The following is a 26,312-nucleotide window of genomic DNA, read 5'->3' as shown; positions in this document are numbered from 1 at the left end:
GTGGGAAGACCCGCTCGTCGCGGGCCGGACGTCAGCCGAAGCTCCACCTGCGGTTGAGGGTGTACTGGCACACCAGCACGATCGGCAGCGAAACCGCCTTGACGATGTTCGGGTCGACCCCGAGCGCCCCGGAGAAGACCTGCAGGAGCACGAACGTCAGGACGATGCCCGCGAGGCCGACGCTGTAGAACCGTGCGAAGCGCAACAGCAGCCGATCCCGCTTGCGGAAATTCAGCAGGGTGTTGAGCGTGAAGTTGTTGATGATCCCGACCGTCGTGCTCACCGCGTTGGCCAGCTGCTCGTGCAGCCCGACCGAGTTGAACAACACCAGGAACAGCAGGTAGTCGAGCGTGACCCCGCTCAGTCCGATCACCGCGTAGAGCACCAGCGATCGGCTGAGCACACCACCACGCTCGGGCAGCTCAGTTCTGGTCATGCCGGATCACTTTCCGGACGATGTACAACGGGCGTTGCTGAACTTCGGCGTAGATCCGGCCGATGTAGCTGCCGATCACGCCGAGCGAGAGCATCTGCACCCCGCCCAGGAACAGCAGCACCACCATGAGCATGGTCCAGCCCGACACGGTGACCTCGGGAACGAACAGGCGCAGCGTGACCGCGTACACGATCCCGAGCACCGACAGGAGCAGGCTGGCGAAACCGATTCGCGTGATCATCTTCAACGGCGCCGTGGAGAAGCTGGTGACGCCGTCGGCGGCCAGCCGCACCATCTTGCGCAGCGGATACTTCGTCTCGCCGCTGGCCCGCTCGTCCCGGTCGAAGACCACCTCCGCCTGCCGGAATCCCATCGAGGCGACCATGCCCCGGATGAAGCGGCTGCGTTCCCGGAAGTTCCGGAGTTCGTCGGCGGCACGGCGGTCCAGCAACCGGAAATCCCCGGTGTCGACCGGAATGTCCACTTCGGCGCACCGGCGAAGCAGCCGGTAGTAGCCGTGCGCGGTCCACCGCTTGAACCGGCTGTCCTGCCTGGTTCCCCGCCGGGCGGAGACGATCTCGGCGCCCGACTGCCATGCGTCCAGCAGATCCAGGCTGACCTGCGGCGGGTCCTGCAGATCCGTGTCCATGACGATGATCGCGTCGCCGCGTGCCTGATCCAGCCCGGCGGTGATGGCCAGTTGGTGGCCGAAGTTCCGGGCGAAGTCGACCACCCGCACGCGCGGATCACTGCTCACCAGCTCCTGCAGGACCGCAAGGGAACCGTCCGCGGACCCGTCGTTGACGTAGACGAACTCGTACTCGAACTCCTTGCGGGTGGTGACTGCTTCCGCGAGCTGTTCGTGGAAGTCCCGGATCCCGCCGGCCTCGTTGTAGACCGGGAGCACGTAGGAGACCAGCGCCCCGGTGCTCCGGGCTTCCGGTTTCCGCTGCTGTTCCGGCAGATCGATCGGAACCGAGCGGTCGATCGCTTCGGCCATGATCACTCCTCCCCTCGCCATCCCCACCGGGCGACCGGTTCGGTTCGGACGTCGTAACCGTCACCCCGCAGCGGATAGTCCACGGCGATCAGATGCCCCCACTCGGTGTGCGGCGGGGTGTTCTCGGTGCCGAGCAACCGCGTGGGCACCTCCCGCTGGTGTCCGACTTCCCGGACACCGGCGAAGCTTCCGCCGATACCGCGCTCGTAGGCGGCGGTTCCGCCGAACCCGAGCGCGGTCGGCGGGTTGATCAGGTAGGCGGGCGGCTGGACCATTCCTCGCTCCACCCTGGGCATGTCCCGGAGGCACGGCACCGTCCAGGTCATGGACCAGTCCACGAGAGTCGGTGCGCGGTCCCGCATGAAATCCGCCAGCGGGACGACCTCGCGCAGGCGAGGGCCGGTAGTGGCCAGCCAGCCCGCCGAGTCCGTGGTGGTGTCCGTCGCCCGGATCCGGACGCGATCGGCACCGGCGGGCACGTCCGCGGCGGCGACGTGCAGCGCACGCCATTCCGGATGGTCCTGCGGGCTGTCCGGGACGATGCGGTCGCTGGGGTAGGGGGACCGGGCGTTGTCGGGTGCCGTGTCGTCGAGGATGCGTTGCCCGAGAATCCCGCCCGCACCGGCGAACTCCAGGGCGATCCGGTTGCCGTCGCCGCTGCGCCCCGCCACTGAGATCGCCAGCTCGCGCGATTCCGGTAGCTCCGGGAGGGCGAACCATCGGGTGCGCAGTTGGCCGGTGGAGATCTGGCCGCCCGCGAGACTGCCCCACACCAGGTCGCCGCTGCCGTCGGGCGGTGGCCGGTTCGGTATGTGGCCGGTCGCGCCGGTCGCGAAGCCGACGGTCTCGTCGGTGCCGGTGAGCGGTTCCAGCACGCCACCGGGCACGTCGGGGGTCACGACGACGTGGTCGGCCAAACCGCAGCTGCCGCCCGCGATGCTGGCGAGGTTCTGGCCGCCGACCGAGTAGCTTCCGGCCTGGCGGATCGGTGCCACCGCGAAGGAAGCGAGCACGATCCCGACGGTGGTGACCACCGCCAGCACCCCGACGACGGCGGGCAGCCCGGCGAGCATCCGCCGGACGGACCGGCCGTCGCGCCGGAACAGGTGCGCGGCGATGAGCAGCAGCGCGACCACCGACAACCACGGCAACGGGTTGTTCAGCGGGCGGATCGGTTGCTCACCCCAGGGCACGCCGTAATGCGAGTGCAGGAACCAGTTGTTCTTGCCGCTGAAGGCGACCGTCGCCGCCCCCACTGCCAGCACGGTGCAGACCAGGCCGATCAGCGGGATGGCGCGGTCGTCGGCCCAACGTCGAGCGGCGACCCCGATCAGCACCACGCTCGCGGTCAGCGCGGCGGCACCGATACCGGCGAGCGCGCCGAAGTAGTGCGTCCACTTCGACGGGGTCAGCCACATGAGCCCGAGGCACACCAGCAGGCACGCGGCCGGAACCGGGGTCCAGCGCATGCCCGGGAGGTGATGGGTGTTGCGGCAGGCCAACAGGATCACGCACCCGACCAGCACGATGGTGATGAGGATCGGGGTCCGGCGGGCCACATCTCCCTGCAGGCCGAAACCCAGCAGGTACTCGTAGCGCGTGATCTCCTGGAACCACGGCACGTTCGGGCCGTAGAAACGATGGAGTTCGGTGGCCTTGTTCACGCCGAACAGCGACTGGTCGACGAACATCGCGGCCACACCGGTCGACGCCAAGCCGCCCAGCAACAGGGTCGCCGGGAGCCGGAACGAGCCCAGCAGCCGCCAGATGCGCGGAGCCAGCACCAGGACGGGGGCCAGCGCGGTGACCCCCATCGGGTTCACCGCCAGCGACAGGCCGGCCGCGAGGGCGCCCGCTCCCAGCCAGGCGAGACCGGTGCCGTCCCGGCGGCTGACAGCGAGCAGGACGAACGCGAACACGGCGGTGATCCCGAGCGCGGCGAACGGTTCCGGACGGACCCCCAGCCCGAACGGCAGCCACCACGCCAGGAGCCCGACCGCTGCCAGCGCACGCACCCCGGGCAGGCGCGCGTGCGTGGGCAGGACCACCCCGAGCAGCGGTCTGCTCAGCAGCAGCCAGGTGCACAGCGCCGCGAGCACGCTGGGAGTGCGCAGGACGAGCGGATTGATGCTGATCGCGGCGAGTGGCTCCAGCAGGTTCTGCACGAGCGTGAACGGGGCTTCGGAGGCGTTCTCCCACCGGTAGTAGTTGCCGATGTCCCCGGTGTTGAGCCCGTTCCGGATGGTCATGCCCGCGAACGAGTCGTCCGGCGTGTTGGGCCCGAGCACGAGCCAGCCGCCGAGCACCCCGGCCAGTCCGGCATCCACCAGCAACCGCCGTCCCAGGCCGGCTGTACGCGGGGTGGGCCGGCCGTTGCGCACGTAGCCGGTCACCTCCGGGGCCGCTGTTCGGGAGCGCCGGTGGCGGTCCACGCGGACCAGCACCAGAAGTGCCAGCACCACCAGGGCCGACTGCGCTCCCAGCAGCGCCGTCTTCGATGCGGTGGGCGAGTTCTCGAACCAGTTCGCGGTTCGCGCGCTGACGTGCAACCCCGCCGCTTCCCGCGGGGCGAGTTGGGTGCTGAACGTGACGATGTCGGAGACCCGTTGCCTGGAGGTCGCGCTGCGGTCCCCGATCCGCGCGGTGCTGCCGGAGGCATCGGAGTGCATCACCACCGAGCAGTTCTGGCCGGTGATCGGTGAGCGCATCAGTTCACGCCCGCCCACCAGAACCAGCACGTGATCGTTCGCGGTGGCCACGGAGAATCCCGTGGTCGGGGCTCCCGGCATCCGGCTGCTCGCCAGCGTGGTCGGTTGACCCTGCCGTTGCCCGGCCCGAACGACCGAACACGGCACGTCGACGTGCACTTCGACGGGTTGGTAGGGCACGAAGAACGCGAGTGACGGTTCCGGCAGCTGTCCGGCTTTCGGCCAGCTGACGGTGACGTCGTGGGTGACCACCGGCGCCAGCGGGATCGAAAGAGCGGTCACGATGCCGAGCAGTCCGATGAGGACGGCGGCGGCGGAGAAAGTCCTGCCCTGCCTGCCGGGCATCAGCCGGGGCCGTGCGCGAACGTCGGAGTCGGCATCCTGCCCGGAAACATCGTGCAGGTCGGTCGTTGCTCGCCCGGTCCCATCCGTCACAGTTGATCCTTTTGCTCGCAACCGCCAGCTTCTAATTCTGGATCATTTCGAATCTTTCCAGTGCGGAAATGAATACATCGAATTCGAACCGCTGATCGGGTGCGTGTCAAACGGAGACCGTGCCTCGGTGACACCAAGGTGTGGCGAGCGGTGGGCCGCTTCGCGATCGAAATCGCACGTGAGTCGCCCGAAGGCGGAATTCGAACTGCGAGGTGAATTGATCAGTGCTCGCTGTTCGGCAAATGATCCATTGGCGATGATCGATTGGGCGCTTGATCGATTGGGTGCGATCGTGGCGGCCTCGGTCGCGGAGTTCGCGTCGGAGAAAACCGCCGGCGCGTTCCGGCGCGGTGGAATAGCCGGTATTGCTACATGGCCGGTACTACTACATGGCCGGTATTACTATTCACGCGTTCGAGCGACTGGGAACACGGCGGTCGCGGGCCGGATCGGTGGGTGGCGCGCGGTGGTAGCGGCGCGCGCGAGCGCGGGCCTCGCCGGGAGGGGCTGGTGGCACCGGTGCGCGTCCGTGCGACGCGCACCTCGGTAGTTGCCATCCGGCCGCGGGTATCCGGGGCGCCGACCGGTGAGGCTGCCGTGCTCGGACCGCCGGGTGTTCACGTCTTCGGTGCTGGGCCTACCAGTGCTCGGGCGACCAAAGCTCGGGATCAGTCGGTGCTGAGCCTACCGGTGCTGGGGCAGTGCTCAGTCCTTCGCTGCTCGGTCGCCCCGCTGAGCACTGCCGGGTAGCGCCGGTGGAATGTCATTCCACCGGCCCGCTGCTACCCGTTCTCGAGGATGAGTTGGTCGAACATCGTGCGGGTGGCGTCCTCGTCCAGAGCGGCGTTCTGCAACCCGGTGAAGGCTTGGGTGTAGCGCTCGGTGCGGGTGGAGCCTTCCAGGTACTCCGCGGTGGCCAGGTCTTCGATGTAGACGACCTGGGTGGGAGTGGGCTCCGGGGTGTGCAGGATGTGGAACGAGGAGCCCATCGCGACGTGGGCGCCGGCGCTGAACGGCAGGAGCTGCAGGTGGATTCGGGAGAGGTCGCTCAACCGCCGCAGGTGTTCGAGCTGCCCCCGCATGACGTTCGGACCGCCGACCGGCCGCCTGATCACCGCCTCGTTGATGATCGCCCACAGATGCAGTGGGTCATCCCCGGTCAGGCGCACTCGGCGGTCGGCGTGCACCGCGACCGCTCGTTCGATGTCCTCCGGGTCACGTCCGGGCTCGGCGGCTTCGGCGACCGCGCGCATGTACTCCTCGGTCTGGAGCAGGCCGGGGATCAGCTCGGGTTCGTAGACGCGCAGCGAGTCGGCCATGCTCTCGAGTGCCACGAATCGGCGTGCCCAGTCGGGCACTCGGACGTTGGTGCGCTTGCGGGCCTCTCGGGCGAGCTGGATGGCGGTGTCCGCAGTGTCGCCGTTCGTGCCGTAGAGGTCGATGAGCAGACGCACGTCGCCGGGGCCGATGGTGGCCTTGCCGGTCTCGATCTTGCTGACCTTGGGGGTGCGGCATTCCAGGACGACCGCGGCATCTTCCTGAGTCTTTTTCGCGTTTTCTCGCAGCTCACGCAAGAGCTGGCCGAGTTGGAGTCGAGCCACCGGAGGATTGCTGAGTGTCATCAAGAGAGGGCCTTTCCGAGTAACGTGCTTCGACTGCCGAAGCAATTTTTGTCCCCGGGAAGGAAAGATGACAACCAAGATCATCCAATCGAGTAACTCCGCTCCGGAAAATGCGGATTACAAACGGACCGTGCGTCTTTCGGGGCGGCGAAAGATCCCCGAAAGACGCACCCGAAACTACTGACGGTAAGGCTCGTCGGTCACTTCGCCCGTGTTCCTGTCCTGCGAGATGAACCCGTTCTGGAACTCGACGACGGTGCCACCGGTCGTCTGGTACGGGTCGGACGTCGGGAAGCCGAGGTAGCTGCTTTCCCGTCCGAGCTCGTCCCAGTGCTCCAGGAGCGCCCCGTCGACGTAGTGCGCACCGGTGTACGGACTCCAGTACGCGGCCGCGGGCGGGTTGTCGTTACCGGTGAACTCGTTGTACCGGCCGTGGCCGGAGGCCGTGGGGAGTTCATCGGTCGTCGGGTAGCCGAGCCCGTTCTCCCAGCCCTGTGAAGCCCAGAGGTGCCGGATCTTGCCCTGGACGGAATGTGCGCCGGTCTCGTCGGACCAGTACACGGAAGCGCCCGCGCCGTCACCGCCGTCGAAGTGGTTGAACCGGCCGCCGTCCGCGGTACCGGTCGTGGACGAGGTCGGGTAGCTCAGGTACCCCGTCTCCCAGCCCTTCGATTCCCAGAAGTCCCGCACCGGGCCGGCAACGCCGTGCGCGCCGGTGTCCGGCGTCCAGTAAACCGAAGCCTCACCCATGGCGATCTCGCTGCCGGTGAAGTGGTTGAACCTACCGACCCCGTCCGGCGTGACGATCTCGTCCGTGGTCGGAACCCCGAGCACGTCGTGCGCGCCCAGGGCGACGAAGCGGTCCGCGATGTCCCCGTGGAGCTCGTGGACACCCGTGTCCTCGCTGTAGTACAGCCAGCCGCGCTGGTACTCCCGGTAGGAGATATCGCCTTCGTCGTACTCCGTGTCGACCGGATCGCCGAGCACTTCACGGAGGTCCGATTCGTTCCAGTACCGTTCTTCGATCGGCGTGAATGCCTGCGTCGAAACCCCGGATTGTTCCGCGACCGCGGGTGCGGCGAAACTCAGCGGAAAAATCGCGACGGCCATTGCCGCGACTCCCATGGTTCGGATTTTCAAGCCGGTCCCCTTCCGAAGCCCGATATGTGCTGTCCGACGGGTATACGCTCGGGACGCCTATTCGGGTTGCCATGGGAACAGATCTTTTCGCTCCGGATTCTCCTGGTGGGCCTGCGTGCGCCTCCGGACCCCACTCCGGAGGCGCACGGCCACTCCCGAGGGGCGGCGCTCGTCGCCCGCACGGGAGTTTCGGCGGCCCCGCATCCACAGCCACCGTGCATTAATCGTTCCGCGCGGCCGATCCGTTGCCGGTCGTTACCATTTCGAGGCCTGCGCGTTCGTGATCGCTCGCGCCCGACAGCGTGGCGGGGTCGATGGCAGGTCCTGGCCGGCCGGTTCGCGGTCCGGCCGTTCAGGAATCCGGCAGGCGAGTGCGCAGGGCGCGAGCGAAGGCGACCGCCTCCGGGGCGGGGTCGTCGGCCCGCGCGGCCGAGCGCATCCACCCCGCCAGCATCGGGGCGAGCTCGGGGGAGAACGCGGTGATCCACGGCGCGCTTCCGGCCCTTGCCTCTGCGATGTGCTCCGTGCCTCCGTCCGCGAAGTGGGCGACTACCTCCGGGCGGCTCGCCAGCAGCCCGCTCCGCCGCCACTCGCCACCGGTCGTGGTTCCCGCGAGCCGTTCCACCGCGTCCGCCGCCGCGAGCAGCTCGTCGTTCCGCTCGTCGTTCCGCGCATCTACCATCGCCGGACATCATCCACCGGGGTCCCGACGGGCGAACGCGAAGGGCCGCCGGGACGGATCCCGGCGGCCCTTCGCGCGAGCGAGTCGGTTCAGAACGACAGGCGGCGGAAGATCACCCGGGGCAGGTGCCGCAGCACCGTCATCACCCAGCGCATCTGTCCGGGGACCCAGATCGATTCCTTGCCCTTGTGGACCGCGTCGACGATGGCGGCGGCGACCTGCTGCGGTGTCTGCGCCATCGGGGCGGGCTTCATGCCCTCGGTGAGCTTCGTCTTCACGAAGTTCGGGCGCACGACCGTCACCTTCACGCCCGAGCCTTCCAACGCGTAGGTCAGGCCCGAGTAGAAGATGTCGATGCCGCCCTTGGCCGAGCCGTAGACGAAGTTCGTCCGCCGCGCGCGTTCACCCGCGGGCGAGGCCATCATCACGAGGTTCCCGTGGCCCTGCTTGCGCAGTTTCTCCGCCAGGTGCACGCCCAACGACATCGGTGCGACGTAGTTGATTTCGGCGACCATGCGGGCCGCCTCGGCGTCGGTCCAGTTCTTCTCGTTGTCGCCCTGGACACCGAAGGCGACCAGGGTGACGTCGATGTCACCGTCGGCGAACGCCTTGTCGACCACCTCGGCGTGCGTCTCGGGCTGGCGAGCTTCGAACGGGATGGTCGTGACCGTGCTGCCGGTCTCGCGCAGCCGCTCGGCGGCGGCCTCCACCAGTTCGGATTCCTCCGGGCGCGCGGCGAGAACGATCCGCAGCGCGCGCTGCTCGGCGTACTTCTCCGCCGTCGCCAGCGCGATGTCGGAGGTACCGCCGAGGATGAACAGGGACTGGGGGTTTCCAACCGCGTCGATCATAGGGCCAACCTTCGGGACAAATCGGAGTGGAAGATTCCTTCGGGGTCGACGGAGGCGCGGACCTTGCGCCACTCGTCGAGACGGGGATACATCTGCTGGATCATGTCCGGCGTGGTGCGCGAGTCCTTCGCGAAGTACAGCTTGCCGCCCACGCCGAGGACCCGTTCGTCCAGTTCTTCGCAGAACCGGTGCAGGCCGTCCTTGATCGGGAAGTCGACGGTGATCGTCCAACCCGGCACGGGGAACGACAACGGCGCGCGGTTGCCCTCACCCATCCGCTTGAGCACGTTGAGGAACGACACGTGCCCGGACTCCGCGATGTGCCGGACCAGGCCGCGCAGCGCTTCTTGCTCGTGGAACGGGATGATGAACTGGTATTGCAGGAACCCCTTCGAGCCGTACGCCCGGTTCCACTCGCCGAACATGTCCAGCGGGTGGTAGAAGGCGGTGAGGTTCTGGATCTGACCGCGCGACTGCTTCGGAGTCTTGCGGTACCAGACCTCGCTCAGGGTGCTGAACGTCAGCTTGTTCGCCAGCCCGTTGGGGAAGACGTCCGGGAACGTCAGCAGCTGCGGGGCGTCGAACTTCAGCGGGTCGTGACGCAGCTTCTGCGGCAGTTCGTCCAGTTTGGCCAGTGAGCCGCGGGAGAACGCGGAACGCCCCATGTTGGCGCCGGTGGAGATCGCGTCGAACCACGCCATCGAGTAGTCGTAGTTCATGTCCGAGCCGTTGGAGAACAACTCCATCGTCTCGTCCAGGTCCTTCGTGCGGTCGGCGTCGACGACGAAGTACGCGCTCTCGGTGTGCTTCATCCGCACCTTGGCGCGCACCACGATCCCGGTGAGCCCGACGCCGCCCACCGTGGCCCAGAACAGATCCGCGGTCTCGCCTTCGGGCGCGAGCGTGCGCACCTGACCGTCGGCAGTGAGCAGGTCCATCGAGAGCACGTGATTGCCGAACGACCCGTGCGAGTGGTGGTTCTTGCCGTGGATGTCGCAGCCGATCGCACCACCGATCGTGACCTGGCGGGTGCCGGGCAGCACCGGGACCCACAGGCCGTAGGGGAGTGCGGCGCGCATGAGCTGGTCCAGGCTCACGCCCGCGTCCACATCGACGATCGCGTTGTCCGGATCGATGTCGTGGATGCGGTTGAGCGCGGTCATGTCGATGACCGTGCCGCCCGCGTTCTGCGAAGGGTCGCCGTAGCTGCGGCCGAGGCCGCGGGCGATGACGCCGCGCTCGTCGGCCTCGTGGACCGCGCGGGCGATGGCGTCGACGTCGGGGGTGCTGATCACTCGTGCTGTGGTCGGTGCGGTGCGAGCCCAGCCCGACAACTTCCGCTTCGGGGTTGCAGCGGTCACAGGCGAAGCCTCCGGGAAAGGTCGGAGTGGAAGATGCCCTCCGGATCGACCGAAGAGCGGATATTGCGCCACTCGTTGATACGCGGATACATCTGCTCGATCATTTCGGCGGACGTGCGGGATTCCTTGGCGAGGTACAACCGCCCGCCCGCGTTCAGCACCATCTCGTCGAGCTCCCGGCACAACCGGTCCAAGCCGGACGTGATCGGGATGTCGACGGTCAGTGTCCACCCCTTGCCGGGGAACGACATCGGTGCCGCGTTTCCCTCGCCGAAGGTCTTGAGCACGTTGAGGAAGGAGGCGTGTCCGGAAGCGCTGATCTTGTCGATCGAACGACGGAACATCGTCTCCTGGCCGAACGGCACCATGAACTGGTACTGCAGGAAACCGTTCGGGCCATACACCCGGTTCCACTCGCCGACGAGGTCGAGCGGGTGGAAGAACTGGGTGATGTTCTGCACCATGCCGAACCTCGTCGGCGCCTTGCGGTACCAGACCTCGTTGAACGCGGTGATCGTGTACTTGTTGACCAGGCCGTTCGGGAAGATCGGCGGTGCGGTCATCAGCTGTGGGGCGTTGAACTTCAACGGGTCCCCGCGCAGCTTCTTGGGCAGGTCCTCCAACCTGGCCGGGTTGCCCCGGGTCAGCAGTGCCCGCCCCATGTTCTCGCCACGCGCCAGCGAGTCGAACCACGCGACCGAATAGGTGTAGTTGTCGTCCGAACCATCGGTGAAGTGCTCGATCAGCTCGTCGAGGTTCTTGGTCCGCACGTTGTCGACCAGGAAGTACGCGGTTTCGACGCGCTTGAGCCGGATCGTGGCCTTCAGGACGATGCCGGTCAGCCCCATGCCGCCGACAGTGGCCCAGAACAGCTCCGAACCCTCGCCCTCCGGTGTGAGCGTGCGCACCCGCCCATCGGCGGTGAGCAGGTCCAACGAGAGCACGTGGCTGCCGAACGAGCCCTGCGAGTGGTGGTTCTTGCCGTGGATGTCCGCACCGATCGCCCCGCCGACGGTCACTTGGCGGGTTCCCGGCAGCACTGGAATCCACAGGCCGAACGGAAGCAGTCGCCGCATCAGCGCGTCCAGCGATACGCCTGCGTCGACGACCACCGTCGCGTTGTCGCTGTCGACCTGGTGCACTCGGTCGAGCGCGGTCATGTCGATGACCGTGCCGCCCGCGTTCTGCGAAGGGTCGCCGTAGCTGCGGCCGAGGCCGCGGGCGATGACGCCGCGCTCGTCGGCCTCGCGGACCGCGCGGGCGATGGCGTCGACGTCGGGGGTGCTGATCACTCGTGCTGTGGTCGGCGCGGTGCGCCCCCAGCCGGTGAGTCGCCGGGTCTGCTGGTTGGCGAGACTGTCCTTTACCGATCCCACCCAGCCGAGTCTATCCACGATCGGCGGTTCCGCCCGGGCGGGTACGTACGGCCGTCGACAGTGCGTCGATGATTATCGATACACTCGTGCGTGGTCCGTAGCCGAGTCGTACGAGTGTTCGCCGACCGCCCAGCGCACCAGCCGGAAGCTCCGGTTCGGGAGGCGTCGGGTGAGCGGCAGGCGATGCCCGTCGGCGGGTTCACCCGGGGCTTCCGGTGCACCACGGTGCGGGCGGGTACGTTCAGCGTGTCGTCGAGCTCCGAGGTGAAGCAGTGGCCGTGGCCGAATCAGCCGCCGAAGCTTCCGATGCGTCATCACCGGTGAAGAGGCTCGGGGTGTTCAACCAGCTGTTCCGGTTCATCGGCATCGGCGGGGTCTGCGCGGTCCTCGACTACGGCAGCTACATGACGATGCTGGCCCTCGACGTGCCGAACTGGTTGGCGCGTTCGCTGGCGTTCATCCTGGGCACCTCGACCTCGTACGTCGCCAACCGGCGATTCACCTTCAAGGGCGCCGCCAGCGGCAACCGCAAGGCTCAGGCCAGCGGTTTCGCGATCGTCTACACGATCACCTTCTTCGTGAACGTCGGCGTCAACCAGGTGCTGTTCAGCACCCTGCCGGAGTTCGCGTTCGCCTACGGAGATCCGATCCGCTCCAGCGTGTGCTGGGTGGTCGGTCAGGGATTGGGCACGCTGATCAACTTCGTGATGCTCAAGTGGGTCATTTTCCGCGACTGACCGCCGGAGCGGGGTGCCCGCTCAACGGCAAGCCGACGGTCCGGCGCGGGCACTTGGCCCCGGCACCGGCTTTTGCACCGGTACGGGCCCGGCGCGGCACGGAGCAGTCCCCTCAGGCTGGTTTCAGGAGCCGAATCCGGTCCCCCGCGACGGAGCCCCGTACGCGTGCGCGTCCGACCTGGTGCGCTCCAAGTGGGCCGTGGCGACGTGGGTGAAGTTCACGGTGAAGTGACCTCCGTCGGCGGTCGCCAGTGAGCGGGATCCACCACCGGACATGAGATCCGCCAGCCGCTCGCCCAGGGTTTCCGCCTCGGCCGGATCGAGCGCGATGTGCAGTGGTTGGACGGCGCCGACGAGATGCAGCACCAGTTCCTGTCGTGTGTCAGCCATGCCCCGACCTCACCACGCCGCTGTCCATCCCGGAAGTGGGTTTCACCGTGAGCGGACCTGGTTCACCGCGGGCGAATCCGACCCATGTGAAGGGCCCCACCTCGCGAGGTGGGGCCCTTCACATGGACTCGTGCCCCGGCAGACTGCCCGGGTGCCCGGGATCACTCGCCAGTCTTCTCCTGCTCGATGGTCGGGATGTCGTTGCGGTCATCCGAGCTAGGCACATCACCGGGAAGCTGCACCGGATTGGTGAGCGGACCCGGCGTCCACGTGCCCCAGTGCGTTTCCTCCTGGATGTTCATGGCCGCTTCGGGGGGCAACGCACCCGGCTCGTAAGGGTCGACCGCGTAGAGCGAGCCCCAGTCCCGGTGGATGTCGTTCTTCATGTACGTCGGCAGTTCGCGCATGCTCGACGTGATGTTCATCCAGCCGAACGGACCGCCCGTCTCGGGCGACGACCAGCCCTGACCGATGTCGCGGACCTCGGCTCCGGCCGAGACCCGGAACTTCGGCACCTCGGCGATGCCGTTGCTCAGTCCGGAGATCTGCAGGCACGGGTGCATCAGCGCCGCGGGCCACTCGACGAACGTCGGCTGGTCGCCCACGAACTCGGTCATGTTCGTCAGCTGCGGGGCACGGGGTGCGCTCACCGCGAGCCAGCCGTTGGGGCCCAGCGCCTGATCGGTGGCCACGATGCGGGCCTTCGTCGCGCCTTCGGCCGACCCCTCGACGGTGACCCGGTGATCACGCCACTGCGGCGCCGGTCCCTGCTCGACCTTGTGCCGCTGCATGACCTCGAAGCCCTCTTCGGTGTCCCGACCGAACTCGACGGCCAGCGAGTTCGGTCCGCCTTCCGCACCGGCGAGCGCGATGACGATCGGCACCTCACCGCTGGCGGCCCGCTCCGGGAGGTCGTACCACTGTGAGCGGAACTTGCCCGTACCGACCCCGGCCTCGTCGTAGCTGCCCCACACCGGCGCGTCGTCCTCACCGAAGTTGTGCGGCGGCTTCCAGTCCGGTTCCTTCGGATCGGTTCCGTCGCCCGGCGGCAACCCGCTGCGGTTGAAGCCCTCCATCTTCGCCCCGAGGTAGCCGTCCGGGGTCTCCTCGTCCTCGAGGCGCTCCGGTGGGACGGGCACCTCGTCGAGAGCCGGGGCCGCGGTGGCGGGCTGCTCGGGGGAGACGCCCAGCATGCCCTGCTTCGGGTTCGTTTCCACGTAGACGTAATCCGAAAGGCCGCAGCTCGAACCGGCCAGCTGTTTGACGTTGTCGGCGCCCAGGCTGTAGCTGCCCCACTGCTTGTGGACGACCTTGGCGAAGGTGGCCAGCTCACCGATCACCAGCAAGGCGCAGATGATCGACAGCGGCGCGGTGCCCAGTCGCAGGGCGCGACTCCGCTTCTCCACGCCGGCGCGCTCGTCGACGACCTTGGGCCGGTTCTCGTCCAGCCGGAGGTGTTCGACCAGAGCGACTATGCCCGCGATACCGGCGATGCCGAGCAGCAGCGTGCTGGCGCTGTACCCCTTGAACGACGGTGGCTTGTCGAACCAGGGCACGCCCCAACCGCTGACGTACCACCACGCGTTGGGACCGGTGGCCGCGAACGCGCAGATGACCATCAGCCCGGCGAAGAACGCTGCGCGATTGCGCTTCGACCGCAGCACGGTACCGCTGGTGGCCAGCGCCGTCAGAGCGGCGAGCGCGCCGCCGACCGCGGCGAACACGCCGAAGTGGTGCGTCCACTTGGTGGGGGTGAGCGCCAGGACGACGAAGGACAGCGCCGCGACCGCCAGCAACCGCCTGCTCGGGCCGAGCGCGGCACCGCGGATCTTCCCGCGGCGCAGCAGCACGACCGCGCAGGTTGCCAGGCACAGGATCACCAGCAGCACCGGGAACCGGCGCACGAGCGAGCCGTCGGCGGTCGGGCTGAACAGCAGGTTGTATCGGCCCAGTTCCTGGTACCAGTCGTCGCTGGGGCCGATATCCGTGCGCAGCTCGGTGGCGTCCATGACCGACTGCCAGGTCTGGTCGGCGAAGACGATCGTCAGGATCACCAGGCCGGAGGCCAGGATCGGCGCCAGCACCGGGAGCCAACCGAATTCGCGGGAGCGCTGCCGGACGAGCCGCAGCAGTGGCTTGAGCGCGGCGATGTACGGCAGCACGGCGACGAGACCGTGCGGGTTCGCACCGAGCGCCAGCGAGGCGCCGACGAGGCCGAGCGCGGCGGGCATCAGCCTGCGGGTGGCCACGGCCCGTTCGACCGCGGCCAGTGAGATCAGCGAGAACAGCACGACGACCGGCTCGGGCCGCAGGCCGTTGTTGTAGGGCAGCCAGAAGGCGAGGAACACCGCCGCGGCGGCCCAGCCCGCGGCGTTGCTCCGGCGGACCTGCTGGCCGAGTCTCGGAAGCACCTCACGGCTGATCAGCAGCCAGCTGACGATGCCCATCAGCAGTGCGGGCAACCGGACCCACGGGGTCGCGGTGGAGATCTGCACCCACATGGCGTAGAGCTCGTAGAACCAGCCGAACGGGGCTTCCGGAACGGCGAACCAGCGGAAGTAGTTGCTGATGTAGCCGGCGCTCTCGCGGGCCCTCGCGATCGTCAGGATGTACCCGTCGTCGGAGGTCATCGCGCCGATGATCCACCACAGGACGAGGGATCCGAGCACAGCAGTGTCCCGGAGGGTGGGTTTCCACCACCCCGCGGGCGCGAGCTTGGGCGGCCGCCGACCGGCGCGCACGTCGAGGCGGCGCAGGGAGATGACCGAACCGATGAACGCCAGCACGGCGAGGGCGATCGCCACCAGTTTGATGGGGGTCGCGAAGCTCTCGTAGCGGTTGTCGATTCGGGCCTCGAAGGACAGGCCCTCGACGTTGTCGAGTTTGGCGTCGATGTCCGAGTACACGCCGGTCAGCTGCGGGCGCTGATCGCCCTTGAGGGACGCGAGCGTTTCGTCGCCGATGGTCGCGGTGGTGCTGCTCGCGTCCGACCGGATCGAGACGGAGCAGTCGCCCGCGGGCAGCGGAACGGTGCTGACCTGCTGTCCCTTGGAAATCAGCGTCAGCTGACCGTCGGTGATCTGCAGGACGAGGCCGGTGAGGCTGCCGTACTCGGAGGACGGCGGGTTGGTGCTGAGCAGCACCGCGGTCCCGGGGGTCCGCGCGTCCGCGTCGCGTGCCGATGCGCACGGCACCTCGGCGTCCAACGACTGCGGGGAAAAGCTCACCAACGGCGCGGAGACCGACTGGGTCCCCTGCGCCGTGGGCCATTCCAGCGTCGTGATGTTGTGGTTGACCGGCAGGAACGGTACGGAGATGGCGAGGACCGCGCCCACCAGGCCCATCACGGTGGCGAAGAGTCTCAACCGCTTCGCGGCCGGGTCCTTTCGCCTCGCGGCGGCGCCTGCCGAAGAGTCCTCGGGCGGTGGCGTATCTCCGTCATCCGCCCGGCCGCTGTCTTGCTGCCCCTTAAGCACGCGATCGAGAATAGTAGTAGCTGGTACGCGGGCTGCCGCGGCGTTCGGTGCGTGTGCGAATCGACACCAACGGAAACGCTCTGAGCAGCTCAATCCGAACTGCTCTCAGGCCCTTCTCAGTTCCCTGTAATTCTCCGGTTATCTTCGAGGGGCGCGACACACCCGGATTTAACACGTTCGTGGATGCGCTCGCCCGCGCGTTCGCCGAAGATCGTTTTCCCAGGTCCGCGACGCGGACGAAGCAGGAACGGAACGATTCGCCGGATGTGCCCGAAAAGCGAAAAGGCCTCACGCGAAATGCGTGAGGCCTGTTTCGGCTCGGTGTCGATCCGTTGGGTCAGCGGCGGAAGAACTGTTCGCGTCGACCCTGACGGAGCAGCTTCAGCCACTCGCGGAATGCCTTGGGGTCGCGGCGGTGCCCGACGAAGTACAGGCCGAATCGCAGCACTTCGAGCGCGCCGATCTTGCGCATGCCCGGCTGGGCGAGCAGGTATCCGCGATTGCGGTAGGTGTAGTAGCGCTTGTTGTCGTCCGACGGGTCCTGCGCGTGGAACCGCCCACCGAGCATCGGCTTGAACTCCTCCGAACCGTCCGGATGCACGAAGCGGGTTCGGAGCGTGGTGCCGAACGGCAGTCCGGAGCGCACGACGCGCCGGTGCAGTTCCACCTCGTCACCGCGGAAGAACAGCCGGTAGTCGGGCACCCCGACCACGTCGAGCGTCGACGCGCGGAACAGCGCCCCGTTGAAGAACGACGCGATCCCCGGCAGGAAGTCGCCGCCCCGACCGGGATCGCGCAGATCCTCGGGCTTGCGCTTCCAGGTGAGTCCCCGCCGCAACGGGAACGCCAACTGGTCCGGCTTGTCGATGTTGACCACCACCGGCGAGACCGCCGCCAGCTTCCGCTCCCGAGCGACCGTGAGCAGGGTGTCCAGGGCGTGCTCGTCGGCCGGGCGACCGTCGTCGTCGCCGAGCCACACCCACTCCGCGCCCAGCGACAGAGCGTGCAGCATTCCCAGCGCGAAGCCGCCCGCGCCACCGAGGTTGCGGTGCGAGAGCAAGTAGGTGGACGGGATCGGGCACTCGTCGACCACCTCCCGCGCGGGCTCGTCCGGGCCGTTGTCCACCACCACGAGGTGGTCGGGTGCCCGCGTCTGAGCGGCGATGACCTTCAGCGACTCGGCGAGCAGCTCACGGCGGTTCCTGGTGACGATCACCGTGACGACGGAGTCCTCGGGCAGGTTCTCCTGCCGAGTGGAGTCACTGGTCATGATGTCTCACCACCGCGCAGGCCCGCATCGGAGCCGTTCTGTTCGGCCTCGCCGCTGGCGGATGCGGTGCTCGCCGACGCGGTGCTCGCCGACACGGCCTTGGTGCTTGCCGATGTGGCACCGGTGCTCGACGGCACGGCCTCGCCGATCCGCTCCAGCAACTCCTGGCTCGCATTCTCCAGCGGGTCCCTGCCCTTGTAGTGGGTCAGCACGGAACGCAGCGAACCCTGTTCCCGGATGGTGCCCTTGTCCATCCACAGCGCCGTGTTGCACAGCTCGATGAGGAACTCGTCGGAGTGCGAGGCGAAGACCAGGATGCCGGAGCGCTTGACCAGGTCCTTGAGCCTGTCCCGGGTCTTCTCGAGGAACTCCGCGTCGACCGCGCCGATGCCTTCGTCGAGGATCAGGATCTCCGGGTCGATCGAGGTCACCACGCCCAGCGCGAGGCGAACCCGCATGCCGGTGGAGTAGGTGCGCAGCGGCATTTCGAGGTAGTCGCCGAGCTCGGTGAACTCGGCGATGTCGTCGATCCGCTTCTCCATCTCCCTGCGGTGCATGCCGAGGAACAGACCGCGGATGATGATGTTCTCGTAGCCGGAGATCTCCGGGTCCATGCCGACGCCGAGGTCGAACACCGGGGCGACTTTGCCTTCCACGCGCGAGCTGCCGCGAGTGGGCTCGTAGATCCCGGCGAGCAGCCGCAGCAGGGTCGACTTGCCCGCGCCGTTGTGGCCCACGAGCGCGACCCGGTCACCGTGCGAGAGCGACAGGTTGATGTCGTGCAGGGCTTCGATGATCGGCACCTTGCTGTCGGTGCCGATCTTGCCACCGGCCTTGCCGAGCACCGCCTTCTTTAGAGAGCGGGACTTCGCGTCGAAGATCGGGAAGTCGACCGCCGCGTTCCAGACGTCAATACTGACCACTGTTGTTCGGCCTCACTTAGACCCAGTACGAGACACGGGCACGGTAGTTGCGCATGATAATCAAGGTCAGAAACCAGCCGCCGACGGTGATGCCAAGGACGATCAACCAGTGGTGGAGGCTCTGCTCTTCCCCCAGTAGCGGCGCTCGCACGATGTCGACGAAGTGGTAGATCGGGTTGATCTGGGCCAGCCAGGCACGAGGACCGGCGTTCTGTTCCAGAACCTCGACCGGCCAGACGATCGGCGACATGAAGAACAGCAGCTGCATGAAGCTGTTGACCACTGGCGGGATGTCGCGGAAGCGGGTGCTGGCGACCCCGAACAGCAGCACGACCCAGCCGCCGTTGAGGAGGAGCAGTAGCAGCGCCGGGAAGACCGTGATGATCGTCCAGCTCACTTCTGGCTGGAAGATGACCAGGATGGCCAGGTAGATCACCACGTTGTGAAGGAAGAGCAGGAACTCTCGCCACACCGTCCGTAGCACGTGGACCGTGATGGGGGCGGGAAGCTGCTTGAGCAACCCCTCGTTCTGGATGAAGACCCCGGTACCAGCGGTCAAGCAGCCCTGGATGAAGTACCAGATGATGAAGCCGACGGTCATGTACGGGACGTAATCCGCCGGATTCTGTCCGAAGATCGTTGCGTACATGAGGCCGAGGCCTGCTGCGGTGACACCCATGCTGATGGTGATCCACAGCGGTCCCAGGACGGAACGCCGGTAGCGCTGCTTGATGTCCTGCCAGCCGAGGTGGGCCCAGAGCTGCCGTTGCCGGAAGCCCTGGGAGAGGTCGTTAAACGCCTTGCGCCAAGTCCGTGACGAGGTCGAGGGCGGCGCGGGAGGGCGCTCTTGGGTGCTCGTGGCCTGCACGGTGCGCAAGACTACCGACCGTCCGTACCCGGGTTGGTTGCGGGCGTCACCCACTCGAGAAGTGCTGTTGACGCCGATGGTTCCGCCGAGGAGTCACACCTCGGGTCCGTGCAGGCAGGCGCCGTGGGGGTTCCGGGGAAACCGGCATCACGGACGCGTACACGTCCACGGCCCCGCGCAACGGCCGCTGGGCGGGTGGCACGGCCGGGCTCGGCTCGCCGCCCCGCCCACTCGCTCGGGCAGCGCTAGAGGTACTGGCCGGTGCCGCCCTTCTGCTGACCGGTGTCCTCCTCCTGGTGGCCGCCGGCGGGCAGCCCGCGACGCATCTGCTCCAGCTGCTGCCTGGCCGCCATCTGCTGCGCGAACAGGGCGGTCTGCATGCCGTGGAAAAGCCCTTCGAGCCAGCCGACCAGTTGAGCCTGGGCGATCCGCAGCTCGCCCTCCGACGGCGTCTCCTCCTGGGCGAACGGTAGCGACAGCCGCTCCAGCTCCTCGATCAGCTCCGGCGCGAGGCCCTGTTCGAGTTCCTTGATCGAGGACTGGTGGATCTTCTTGAGGTGGCTGCGGCTCGGTTCGTCGAGCGGAGCCGCGCGTACTTCCTCCAGCAGCTGCTTGATCATGGTGCCGATGCGCATGACCTTGGCGGGCTGCTCCACCAGACCGCCCACGTCCTCGCCACGTTCGGCTCCCACCGCGGCTCCGACCGGGTTGCCGTCCTCGCCGACCACCAGGACCCGCTGCCCTACCCCGCTCTGATCGTGATCGCTCTGGTGCATATCCCCATATTGACCTGTTCCGGGACGATTCGGCCAGTCAATTCGTGAGGTCCGGCACCCAATGGGTCGGACGGTCGTCGTTCTCTCTACGGTGTGGTCATGGCGTTCGACGTCGTTGCGGTGCGGGACTCGTTCCCGGCCCTGGGCGACGGGTGGGCGCACTTGGACGCCCCGGCGGGAATGCAGGTGCCCGAACAGGTCGCGACAGCGGTGTCCACCGCGTTGCGCGCGCCGGTTTCGGGGCGGGGAGGAATCTTCCCGGCTTCCCAGCGCGCCGAGGCGATCGTGGGCGCTGCCCGTCGAGCGGTTGCCGACCTGGTGGGCGCGGACCCGGCCGGTGTGGTGCTCGGGCCCGGTTCCGGCGTGCTCCTGCAACGGCTGGCCGACGTGCTCGGCGACGGTTGGACGGCCGACGGCGATGTGATCGTTTCCCGCTTGGACCACCCGAGCAACGTGCTGCCGTGGGAGCGAGCCGCCCGGCGCGCCGGCGTCGGTGTCCAGTGGGCAGAGGTCGACATCGAGACCTGTGAGCTTCCCGGCTGGCAGTACCGGGAGCTGGTCACCCCGCACACGAAAGTGGTGGCGTTGACGGCGGCCTCGGGAGCGGTGGGAACCCGACCGGACGTGGCGGCGGCCTCGGCGGTGGCCGCCGAGCACGGGGCCTTGGTCGTGGTCGACGCTTCGTCCGCCGCGCCGTTCGTGCCGTTGGACATCACGTCGATGGGGGCCGATGTGGTGGCGGTGAACGCGTTCGCCTGGGGAGGTCCGCCGGTGGGCGCGCTGGTGTTTCGGAACCCCGCGATGATCGAGAAGTTGCCGTCGGTCGCCTTGGAACAGCACGCGCGTGGCCCCGAGCGACTGGAACTCGGCGCACACCCGTACCCGTTGCTCGCCGGCCTGGTGTCCTCTGTGGACCACCTTGCGGGATTGGACCCGGCAGCGACCGGACCCCGCAGGCAACGGCTGCTGACGTCGATGGGTTCGGTGCAGGCATACCACGCGAGTCTGCTGGCGAACCTCACCAACGGGCTGCGGCAACTGCCGCACGTGATGCTGCTCGGGAGTGCGGTGCACCGCGTGCCGTCACTGGCGTTCACTGTGGAAGGGGTCGAGGCCGTCGACCTCATCGAGCACCTGGCCGACCGCGGGGTGTGCGCGTTCGCCGACCCGGGGGAATTCGGCGTGTTCTCGGTGCTCGGCGTCGGCGAGGTCGGCGGTGCTGTCCGGGTCGGACTCGCCCACTACACGAACGCGGGCGAAACCGAGCAGCTGATCCGCGCCCTGGCCGAACTGGGTTGAACCGGGCCGAACCCACGCCCGGCCGCGCTCCCCGGCACCGGCGGGCGCACCGATGCCGGGAAGTCGGGCCGGCAGGGTCGGCTCGGGTGTGGAATCAGGGGGTCGGCAGCAGAACCTTGCCCTGCACGCCGCCCGATTCGAGCATCTCGTGGGCCCGTGCAGCCTCGTTCATCGGAACGCGGGCGTGGATGCGCGGACCGACCTCGCCGGACTCCACCAGCGGCCAGAGGCGTTCCCGGACGTCCGAGACGATGGCGCCCTTGCCGTTCGGGCCTTCTACCGGACGACCGCGCAGCCCCAGCAGCGACAACCGGAGTCGCTTGACCAGCATCTTGCCCATGTCGAGTTCGCTCTTGCGCCCGCCCTGCATGCCGATGATGGCCAGGTGACCGTCCGGCGCGAGCGCCGAGAGGTTCCGATCCAGGTAGGACGCGCCCATGTTGTCGAGGATGACGTTCGCCCCGCCGAGTTCCTTGACCACCTCGACGAAGTCCTCGTCCCGGTAGCTGATCGCGACCTCGGCTCCCAGATCGCGGCACAGCTGGAGGTTCTCGGGCGAACCGGCCGTGGCCGCCACCCGGGCGCCCATCGCGGTGCCGATCTGGATGGCGCAGGTTCCGATGCCGCCGGAACCGCCGTGCACCAGGAGCAGCTGCCCCGGCCGCAACCCGGCTTCCATGATCACGTTCGACCACACGGTGCAGGTGACTTCGGGGAGTCCGGCGGCGTCGACGAGATCGACCCCGGCGGGTACCGGCAGCACCTGCGCGGCCGGCACCACGACTCGTTCGGCGTAACCGCCGCCGGCGAGCAGGGCGCAGACCTCGTCGCCGACCTGCCACCCCGATACTCCGTCGCCGAGTTCGGCGATGGTGCCCGAGCATTCGAGCCCGACGATCTCGCTGGCTCCGGGCGGTGGTGGGTAGGCGCCCTGGCGTTGCACCAGATCGGCCCGGTTCACGCCGGCTGCGGCGACGTCGACGAGCACCTCGCCCGGCCCCGGGCGGGGGTCGGGCTGCTCGGTCCATTCCAGAACGTCCGGTGTCCCCGGCTCACGGATGCTGATCGCGTACATGACTTCGACCGTAATCACCCGGTCGGAGTCCCGCCGCGCTGGCGGCCCAGGTCCCACTGCCCGAGACTTCGAGGCGTTCGGTATCGGTGCGGAACTGCGCTGATAGCACGGGAAAACTGGTAATTGATTCCTGAGTTCTAACCGTTTGCGGTGAAACCTTGACTTCTATGGGAGGAACTATCAAAGCTGTCGGACAAATACCCACCTGAATCGGGGAGCATGATGAGTTTTCGAACCATCAGATCCGGGCGTGCGGTCTCCGCGCTTTTCGCGTGTGCGGCGGTTGCGTTCACCGTCGCGCCCGCGTCCGCAGCGCCGAAGGGGCCGGCCGACCTCGGTGAGAACATCACCGCCCACTCGGTAAATCGCCACCTGATCGCGTTGCAGCGCATTGCCGACCAGAACGGTGGCAACCGCGCATCCGGGCATCCGGGCTACGAGGCCAGCGTCGACTACGTGGCGAACAAGCTGCGCCACGCGGGATTCGACGTCACCACTCCGGAATTCACCTACGAGGCCTACTACCTGGACTCGTTCGGCCTCACCGTGAACGGCTCGGACACCGAAGGCGATGCCTTCGAGTACTCGCCTGCGACACCCGACGGCGGGCTGACGGCACCGCTTTCGGTAGCACCGGTCGACGACACGCCGGGCTGCGAGGCCGCCGACTACGACGGCACGGACATCACCGGCACGACCGTCCTCATCCAACGCGGTTCCTGCACCTTCGCGCAGAAGCAGCAGGTCGCGGGTGATCTCGGGGCCGACGCGGCGATCATCTACAACAACGTGGACGGCGATCTCAACGGAACCCTGGGCGACCCGGATGACGCGCGGATCCCCACCGCGGGCGTGAGCAAGCAGACCGGTGAATCGCTCGCCGGGCAGGAAGGTGCCGAGGTGCACCTCGACATCCAGTCCCGGCTGGAGAACGTCACGACCCGCAACGTCGTCGCCCAGACCAAGACCGGCCGCGCCGACAACGTCGTGATGGCCGGTGCGCACCTCGACAGCGTTCCCGACGGTGCGGGCATCAACGACAACGGCAGCGGAAGCGCGGGCCTGCTCGAAAGCGCTCTGCGCATGGGCGGCAGTCCGGACACCAACAACGCCGTCCGGTTCGCCTTCTGGGGTGCCGAGGAGTCCGGCCTGGTCGGTTCGACCAAGTACGTGCAGGGGTTGAGCTTCGAGGAACAGCTCGACATCGCGATGTACCTGAACTTCGACATGATCGGATCGCCGAACGCCGGCTACTTCGCCTACGACGGTGACGACTCCGACGGCGAGGGTGCGGGGCCCGGACCGCACGGTTCGGCGCAGATCGAGCAGGCCTTCGTCAAGGCGATCAACGAGCAGGGCGTCGAGATCGAAGGGACAGACTTCAACGGCCGTTCCGACTACGGCGAATTCATCTCGGTCGGCATCCCGGCTGGTGGCCTGTTCACCGGTGGCGACGCCATCAAGACCGAAGAGCAGGTCGCCAAGTGGGGTGGCACCGCGGGTATCCCGTTCGACCCGAACTACCACACGCCCGAGGACGACCTGAGCAACATCGACCTGAACGCGCTGGGCAACAACACCCGCGCGCTGGCTTCGGTGATCGGTTCCTACGCCGAGAGCACCGAAGAGGTCAACGGAATGCGGACTCGGGAACAGCGTGCCGAGCTGCGTTCGCAGGAGAGCGCGATGGCCGTGCAAAGCCTGTCGACGGCCAAGCCCGCGCACGCCGAGGGCGTGCACGACTGCCCGCGCGACGAGGCGTGAGGCACGGGGTTCCGGCGCGGGCCGACCGGGTCCGCGCCGGAACCTCCGCGCGGGTTCGCGGGGTGTCCGCCGAAAAGGGGATGCGGCCGGGCCCGCCGCTCGTCAATCTTGACCCATGAACCATCCGTGGCCGTTGTGGAACCTCATCGTCCGGACGCCGAGGCTCGAACTCCGGCCGGACGACGACGCGGGGTTGCTCGAACTCGCCGGGGAAGCCCGTCGAGGGATACACCCGAAGGATCAGATGCCATTCACGGAACCCTGGACGGACGTCCCCGACGACCAACTCGGTGCGAACGTGCTGCGGTTCCACTGGAAGCAGCGCGCGGAGATCGCGCCGGATTCCTGGCGGGTGAACTTCCTGGTCCGAGCGGGCGGCCACGTCATTGGGGCGCAGCAGATCAGCGCGGAGAACTTCGCCACCCTCGGGGAGGTGAACAGCGGATCCTGGCTGGGGATGCGCCACCAGGGCCGCGGGTACGGCACCGAGATGCGGGCTGCGGTGCTCATGCTCGCGTTCGACCACCTCGGTGCGACGCAGGCGAGATCGGGTGCCTTCGCCGACAACACGGCGTCCCTCGCGATCAGCGACCGGCTCGGCTACGTGGCCGACGGAACCGAACGTCTGGTACGGCGAGGTGAGTGCGTGCGGCTGAACCGGCTGCTGCTCACGCGGGAGGCGTTCGCGGCGCACCGCCCGGAATGGCGGCCGGAGGTGTCCGGACTGGCGGACTGCGAGCCACTACTCCTGAACCGCGCGGGGAGCGGCGGTGCGAACGGAAACGTGGACGGAGGGGCCCGGTGCTGACACGTTCGGTGCGATCAGGTTCGGTGCGACGAGATTCGATGCGGCCAGGTTCGATGCGGCCGCGTTCCCTGCGACTGAGCGGGATCGCCGCGGCTGCTCTGCTGCTCGCCGGGCCCACGGCGGTCGCCGCGCCGGATCCGCCGGAACGTGATCCGGTCCGCTTCGCCACGTTCAACGCCTCGCTGAACCGGGCCGCTGAAGGCGAACTGCTCGCGAATCTGTCCACACCGGACGATGAGCAGGCCCGCGCGGTCGCCGAGGTCGTGCAACGCAACCGGCCGGACGTGCTGCTGCTCAACGAGTTCGACCACGTGCCCGCCAACGCGGCGGTGGACGCGTTCCGGGACAACTACCTCGCGGTCGGCCAACGCGGCGCCGAACCGATCGACTACCCCTACGCCTACGCGGCGCCGGTCAACACCGGAGTTCCCTCCGGCATGGACCTCGACAACGACGGCACCGTCGGGGGCAGCGGCGACGCTCACGGGTTCGGGGCCTTTCCCGGCCAGTACGGGATGGTGGTGCTCTCGAAGCACCCGATCGCGGTGGGCGAGGTGCGGACGTTCCAACGATTCCGGTGGGCCGACATGCCCGGCGCGCTGCTGCCGGACGATCCGGCGACGCCCGAACCCGCCGACTGGTACTCGCCCGAGGAACTCGAACGGGTGCGGCTCTCGTCCAAGTCGCACTGGGACCTGCCCATCGAGATCGGCGGTCGAACCGTGCACCTGCTGGCCGCACATCCGACACCCCCGAACTTCGACGGGCCCGAGGACCGCAACGGCCTGCGCAACCACGACGAGATCCGCTTCTGGGCCGACTACGTGGACCCGTCCGGAAGCGACCACATCTACGACGACACCGGTCGTCGCGGTGGGCTGGAACCGGGCGCGCCGTTCGTCATCGCGGGCGACCAGAACGCGGACCCGCTCGACGGCGACAGCGTCGACGGAGCTGTCGACCAGATCAGATTCGCGCACCGGGTCGTCGATCCGTTGCCGGGCAGCCCGGGCGGCGTGGAAGCCGCGATCACCCAGGGCGGAGCCAACGACGAACACCACGGCTCGCCGTACCTCGACACCGCCGATTTCGGCGACGAGGCCCCGGGCAACCTGCGGGTCGACTACGTGCTGCCGTCACTGCCACTCACACCCACCGGCTCCGGCGTGTTCTGGCCAACCGAGGACAACGACCTCGCCCGGCTGAACGCCGCTTCCGACCACCACCTGACGTGGGTCGACCTCGCGGGACGGTGAAGGCACGAACCGGCGCGGAGCGGCGCCGCTCGGGTGGTTGGTTCGGCGGACGACCTCGG

Annotated in this window: 21 protein-coding genes; 5 read left to right on the top strand and 16 right to left on the bottom strand. The window is 67.9% G+C overall.

Going from position 1 to position 26,312, the window contains the following annotated elements; translation table 11 throughout:
• Nucleotides 1–31: 31 nt before the first annotated feature.
• From ACYVAN_RS09825 to ACYVAN_RS09785, 9 genes are all read right to left on the bottom strand, one after another.
• A complete protein-coding gene (locus ACYVAN_RS09825; RefSeq protein ID WP_460957976.1) occupies nt 32–436 on the bottom strand; it encodes a GtrA family protein in 405 nt (134 codons plus the stop codon).
• Nucleotides 423–1,436 carry a glycosyltransferase family 2 protein gene (locus ACYVAN_RS09820; protein ID WP_460957974.1) on the bottom strand — a complete coding sequence of 338 codons (1,014 nt, stop codon included), beginning with the start codon at nt 1,434–1,436 and terminating at the stop codon, nt 423–425. Before ACYVAN_RS09820 ends, ACYVAN_RS09825 begins: the two co-directional genes overlap by 14 nt.
• Before the next feature lie 2 nt (nt 1,437–1,438).
• Nucleotides 1,439–4,579: an arabinosyltransferase domain-containing protein gene (locus ACYVAN_RS09815; protein WP_460957972.1), complete on the bottom strand. Its 3,141-nt coding sequence runs from the start codon at nt 4,577–4,579 to the stop codon at nt 1,439–1,441.
• 782 nt (nt 4,580–5,361) lie between these two features.
• Nucleotides 5,362–6,201 (bottom strand): helix-turn-helix domain-containing protein, encoded by an 840-nt coding sequence (locus ACYVAN_RS09810; protein ID WP_460957970.1) that lies wholly within the window; start codon nt 6,199–6,201, stop codon nt 5,362–5,364.
• Between the two features lie 177 nt (nt 6,202–6,378).
• Nucleotides 6,379–7,326: an LGFP repeat-containing protein gene (locus ACYVAN_RS09805; protein ID WP_460957968.1), complete on the bottom strand. Its 948-nt coding sequence runs from the start codon at nt 7,324–7,326 to the stop codon at nt 6,379–6,381.
• A 367-nt stretch (nt 7,327–7,693) separates the two neighbouring features.
• Nucleotides 7,694–8,023, bottom strand: a complete 330-nt coding sequence (locus ACYVAN_RS09800; RefSeq protein ID WP_460957966.1) for a hypothetical protein — start codon at nt 8,021–8,023, stop codon at nt 7,694–7,696.
• A gap of 89 nt (nt 8,024–8,112) precedes the next feature.
• Nucleotides 8,113–8,874, bottom strand: coding sequence for a decaprenylphospho-beta-D-erythro-pentofuranosid-2-ulose 2-reductase (locus ACYVAN_RS09795; protein WP_460957964.1), 762 nt, complete (start codon nt 8,872–8,874; stop codon nt 8,113–8,115).
• A complete protein-coding gene (locus ACYVAN_RS09790; protein WP_460957962.1) occupies nt 8,871–10,235 on the bottom strand; it encodes an FAD-binding protein in 1,365 nt (454 codons plus the stop codon). The genes ACYVAN_RS09795 and ACYVAN_RS09790 overlap by 4 nt, the downstream gene beginning before the upstream one ends.
• Nucleotides 10,232–11,611: an FAD-binding oxidoreductase gene (locus ACYVAN_RS09785; RefSeq protein ID WP_460957960.1), complete on the bottom strand. Its 1,380-nt coding sequence runs from the start codon at nt 11,609–11,611 to the stop codon at nt 10,232–10,234. The genes ACYVAN_RS09790 and ACYVAN_RS09785 overlap by 4 nt, the downstream gene beginning before the upstream one ends.
• A gap of 278 nt (nt 11,612–11,889) precedes the next feature.
• Between ACYVAN_RS09785 and ACYVAN_RS09780 the strand changes: the two genes are divergently transcribed.
• Complete coding sequence (locus ACYVAN_RS09780) at nt 11,890–12,348, top strand: GtrA family protein (RefSeq protein ID WP_460957958.1); 459 nt, start codon at nt 11,890–11,892, stop codon at nt 12,346–12,348.
• A gap of 123 nt (nt 12,349–12,471) precedes the next feature.
• On the opposite strand, the gene ACYVAN_RS09775 is transcribed toward ACYVAN_RS09780, so the two are convergent.
• The 6 genes from ACYVAN_RS09775 to ACYVAN_RS09750 form a co-directional block, all read right to left on the bottom strand.
• Entirely contained in the window at nt 12,472–12,738 is a 267-nt protein-coding gene (locus ACYVAN_RS09775) for a hypothetical protein (protein WP_460957956.1), read from the bottom strand.
• 161 nt (nt 12,739–12,899) lie between these two features.
• Nucleotides 12,900–16,214 (bottom strand): arabinosyltransferase domain-containing protein, encoded by a 3,315-nt coding sequence (locus ACYVAN_RS09770; protein WP_460957954.1) that lies wholly within the window; start codon nt 16,212–16,214, stop codon nt 12,900–12,902.
• A 337-nt stretch (nt 16,215–16,551) separates the two neighbouring features.
• Nucleotides 16,552–17,484 carry a galactofuranosyltransferase GlfT1 gene (gene glfT1 / locus ACYVAN_RS09765; RefSeq protein ID WP_460957952.1) on the bottom strand — a complete coding sequence of 311 codons (933 nt, stop codon included), beginning with the start codon at nt 17,482–17,484 and terminating at the stop codon, nt 16,552–16,554.
• Nucleotides 17,481–18,407 carry a galactan export ABC transporter ATP-binding subunit Wzt/RfbE gene (gene wzt, locus ACYVAN_RS09760; protein ID WP_460957949.1) on the bottom strand — a complete coding sequence of 309 codons (927 nt, stop codon included), beginning with the start codon at nt 18,405–18,407 and terminating at the stop codon, nt 17,481–17,483. The genes glfT1 and wzt overlap by 4 nt, the downstream gene beginning before the upstream one ends.
• Nucleotides 18,408–18,423: 16 nt before the next feature.
• Nucleotides 18,424–19,275 carry a galactan export ABC transporter permease subunit Wzm/RfbD gene (wzm, locus tag ACYVAN_RS09755; RefSeq protein WP_460957947.1) on the bottom strand — a complete coding sequence of 284 codons (852 nt, stop codon included), beginning with the start codon at nt 19,273–19,275 and terminating at the stop codon, nt 18,424–18,426.
• A gap of 245 nt (nt 19,276–19,520) precedes the next feature.
• Complete coding sequence (locus tag ACYVAN_RS09750) at nt 19,521–20,051, bottom strand: bacterial proteasome activator family protein (RefSeq protein ID WP_460957945.1); 531 nt, start codon at nt 20,049–20,051, stop codon at nt 19,521–19,523.
• A gap of 99 nt (nt 20,052–20,150) precedes the next feature.
• Here ACYVAN_RS09750 and ACYVAN_RS09745 point away from each other — a divergent pair, with 99 nt between their 5' ends.
• Entirely contained in the window at nt 20,151–21,350 is a 1,200-nt protein-coding gene (locus ACYVAN_RS09745) for a cysteine desulfurase-like protein (protein ID WP_460957943.1), read from the top strand.
• A 94-nt stretch (nt 21,351–21,444) separates the two neighbouring features.
• On the opposite strand, the gene ACYVAN_RS09740 is transcribed toward ACYVAN_RS09745, so the two are convergent.
• A complete protein-coding gene (locus tag ACYVAN_RS09740; RefSeq protein ID WP_460957941.1) occupies nt 21,445–22,425 on the bottom strand; it encodes an NAD(P)H-quinone oxidoreductase in 981 nt (326 codons plus the stop codon).
• 222 nt (nt 22,426–22,647) lie between these two features.
• On the opposite strand from ACYVAN_RS09740, the gene ACYVAN_RS09735 reads away from it, so the two are divergent.
• The 3 genes from ACYVAN_RS09735 (at nt 22,648) to ACYVAN_RS09725 (ending at nt 26,253) form a co-directional block, all read left to right on the top strand.
• Nucleotides 22,648–24,189, top strand: coding sequence for a M28 family metallopeptidase (locus ACYVAN_RS09735; RefSeq protein ID WP_460957939.1), 1,542 nt, complete (start codon nt 22,648–22,650; stop codon nt 24,187–24,189).
• A gap of 115 nt (nt 24,190–24,304) precedes the next feature.
• The gene (locus ACYVAN_RS09730; RefSeq protein WP_460957937.1) at nt 24,305–24,997 is read left to right on the top strand and encodes a GNAT family N-acetyltransferase; all 693 of its coding nucleotides are present in this window, start codon (nt 24,305–24,307) and stop codon (nt 24,995–24,997) included.
• 53 nt (nt 24,998–25,050) lie between these two features.
• Nucleotides 25,051–26,253 carry an endonuclease/exonuclease/phosphatase family protein gene (locus tag ACYVAN_RS09725; RefSeq protein ID WP_460957935.1) on the top strand — a complete coding sequence of 401 codons (1,203 nt, stop codon included), beginning with the start codon at nt 25,051–25,053 and terminating at the stop codon, nt 26,251–26,253.
• The last annotated feature ends 59 nt before the right edge of the window (nt 26,254–26,312 follow it).

The organism is Parasphingorhabdus pacifica, assembly GCF_054779195.1.
Note: the sequence above shows the minus strand (reverse complement) of the source record. Positions and strands in the feature narration are given on the sequence as shown.

What these genes read in the sequence shown, in the direction of transcription:
- ACYVAN_RS09825 (WP_460957976.1), bottom strand. Translation starts at nt 436, where the DNA reads ATGACCAGAACTGAGCTGCCCGAGCGTGGTGGTGTGCTCAGCCGATCG.
- ACYVAN_RS09820 (WP_460957974.1), bottom strand. Translation starts at nt 1,436, where the DNA reads ATGGCCGAAGCGATCGACCGCTCGGTTCCGATCGATCTGCCGGAACAG.
- ACYVAN_RS09810 (WP_460957970.1), bottom strand. Translation starts at nt 6,201, where the DNA reads ATGACACTCAGCAATCCTCCGGTGGCTCGACTCCAACTCGGCCAGCTC.
- ACYVAN_RS09805 (WP_460957968.1), bottom strand. Translation starts at nt 7,326, where the DNA reads ATGGGAGTCGCGGCAATGGCCGTCGCGATTTTTCCGCTGAGTTTCGCC.
- ACYVAN_RS09800 (WP_460957966.1), bottom strand. Translation starts at nt 8,023, where the DNA reads ATGGTAGATGCGCGGAACGACGAGCGGAACGACGAGCTGCTCGCGGCG.
- ACYVAN_RS09795 (WP_460957964.1), bottom strand. Translation starts at nt 8,874, where the DNA reads ATGATCGACGCGGTTGGAAACCCCCAGTCCCTGTTCATCCTCGGCGGT.
- ACYVAN_RS09775 (WP_460957956.1), bottom strand. Translation starts at nt 12,738, where the DNA reads ATGGCTGACACACGACAGGAACTGGTGCTGCATCTCGTCGGCGCCGTC.
- glfT1 (WP_460957952.1), bottom strand. Translation starts at nt 17,484, where the DNA reads ATGACCAGTGACTCCACTCGGCAGGAGAACCTGCCCGAGGACTCCGTC.
- ACYVAN_RS09750 (WP_460957945.1), bottom strand. Translation starts at nt 20,051, where the DNA reads ATGCACCAGAGCGATCACGATCAGAGCGGGGTAGGGCAGCGGGTCCTG.
- ACYVAN_RS09745 (WP_460957943.1), top strand. Translation starts at nt 20,151, where the DNA reads ATGGCGTTCGACGTCGTTGCGGTGCGGGACTCGTTCCCGGCCCTGGGC.
- ACYVAN_RS09740 (WP_460957941.1), bottom strand. Translation starts at nt 22,425, where the DNA reads ATGTACGCGATCAGCATCCGTGAGCCGGGGACACCGGACGTTCTGGAA.
- ACYVAN_RS09735 (WP_460957939.1), top strand. Translation starts at nt 22,648, where the DNA reads ATGAGTTTTCGAACCATCAGATCCGGGCGTGCGGTCTCCGCGCTTTTC.
- ACYVAN_RS09730 (WP_460957937.1), top strand. Translation starts at nt 24,305, where the DNA reads ATGAACCATCCGTGGCCGTTGTGGAACCTCATCGTCCGGACGCCGAGG.
- ACYVAN_RS09725 (WP_460957935.1), top strand. Translation starts at nt 25,051, where the DNA reads ATGCGGCCGCGTTCCCTGCGACTGAGCGGGATCGCCGCGGCTGCTCTG.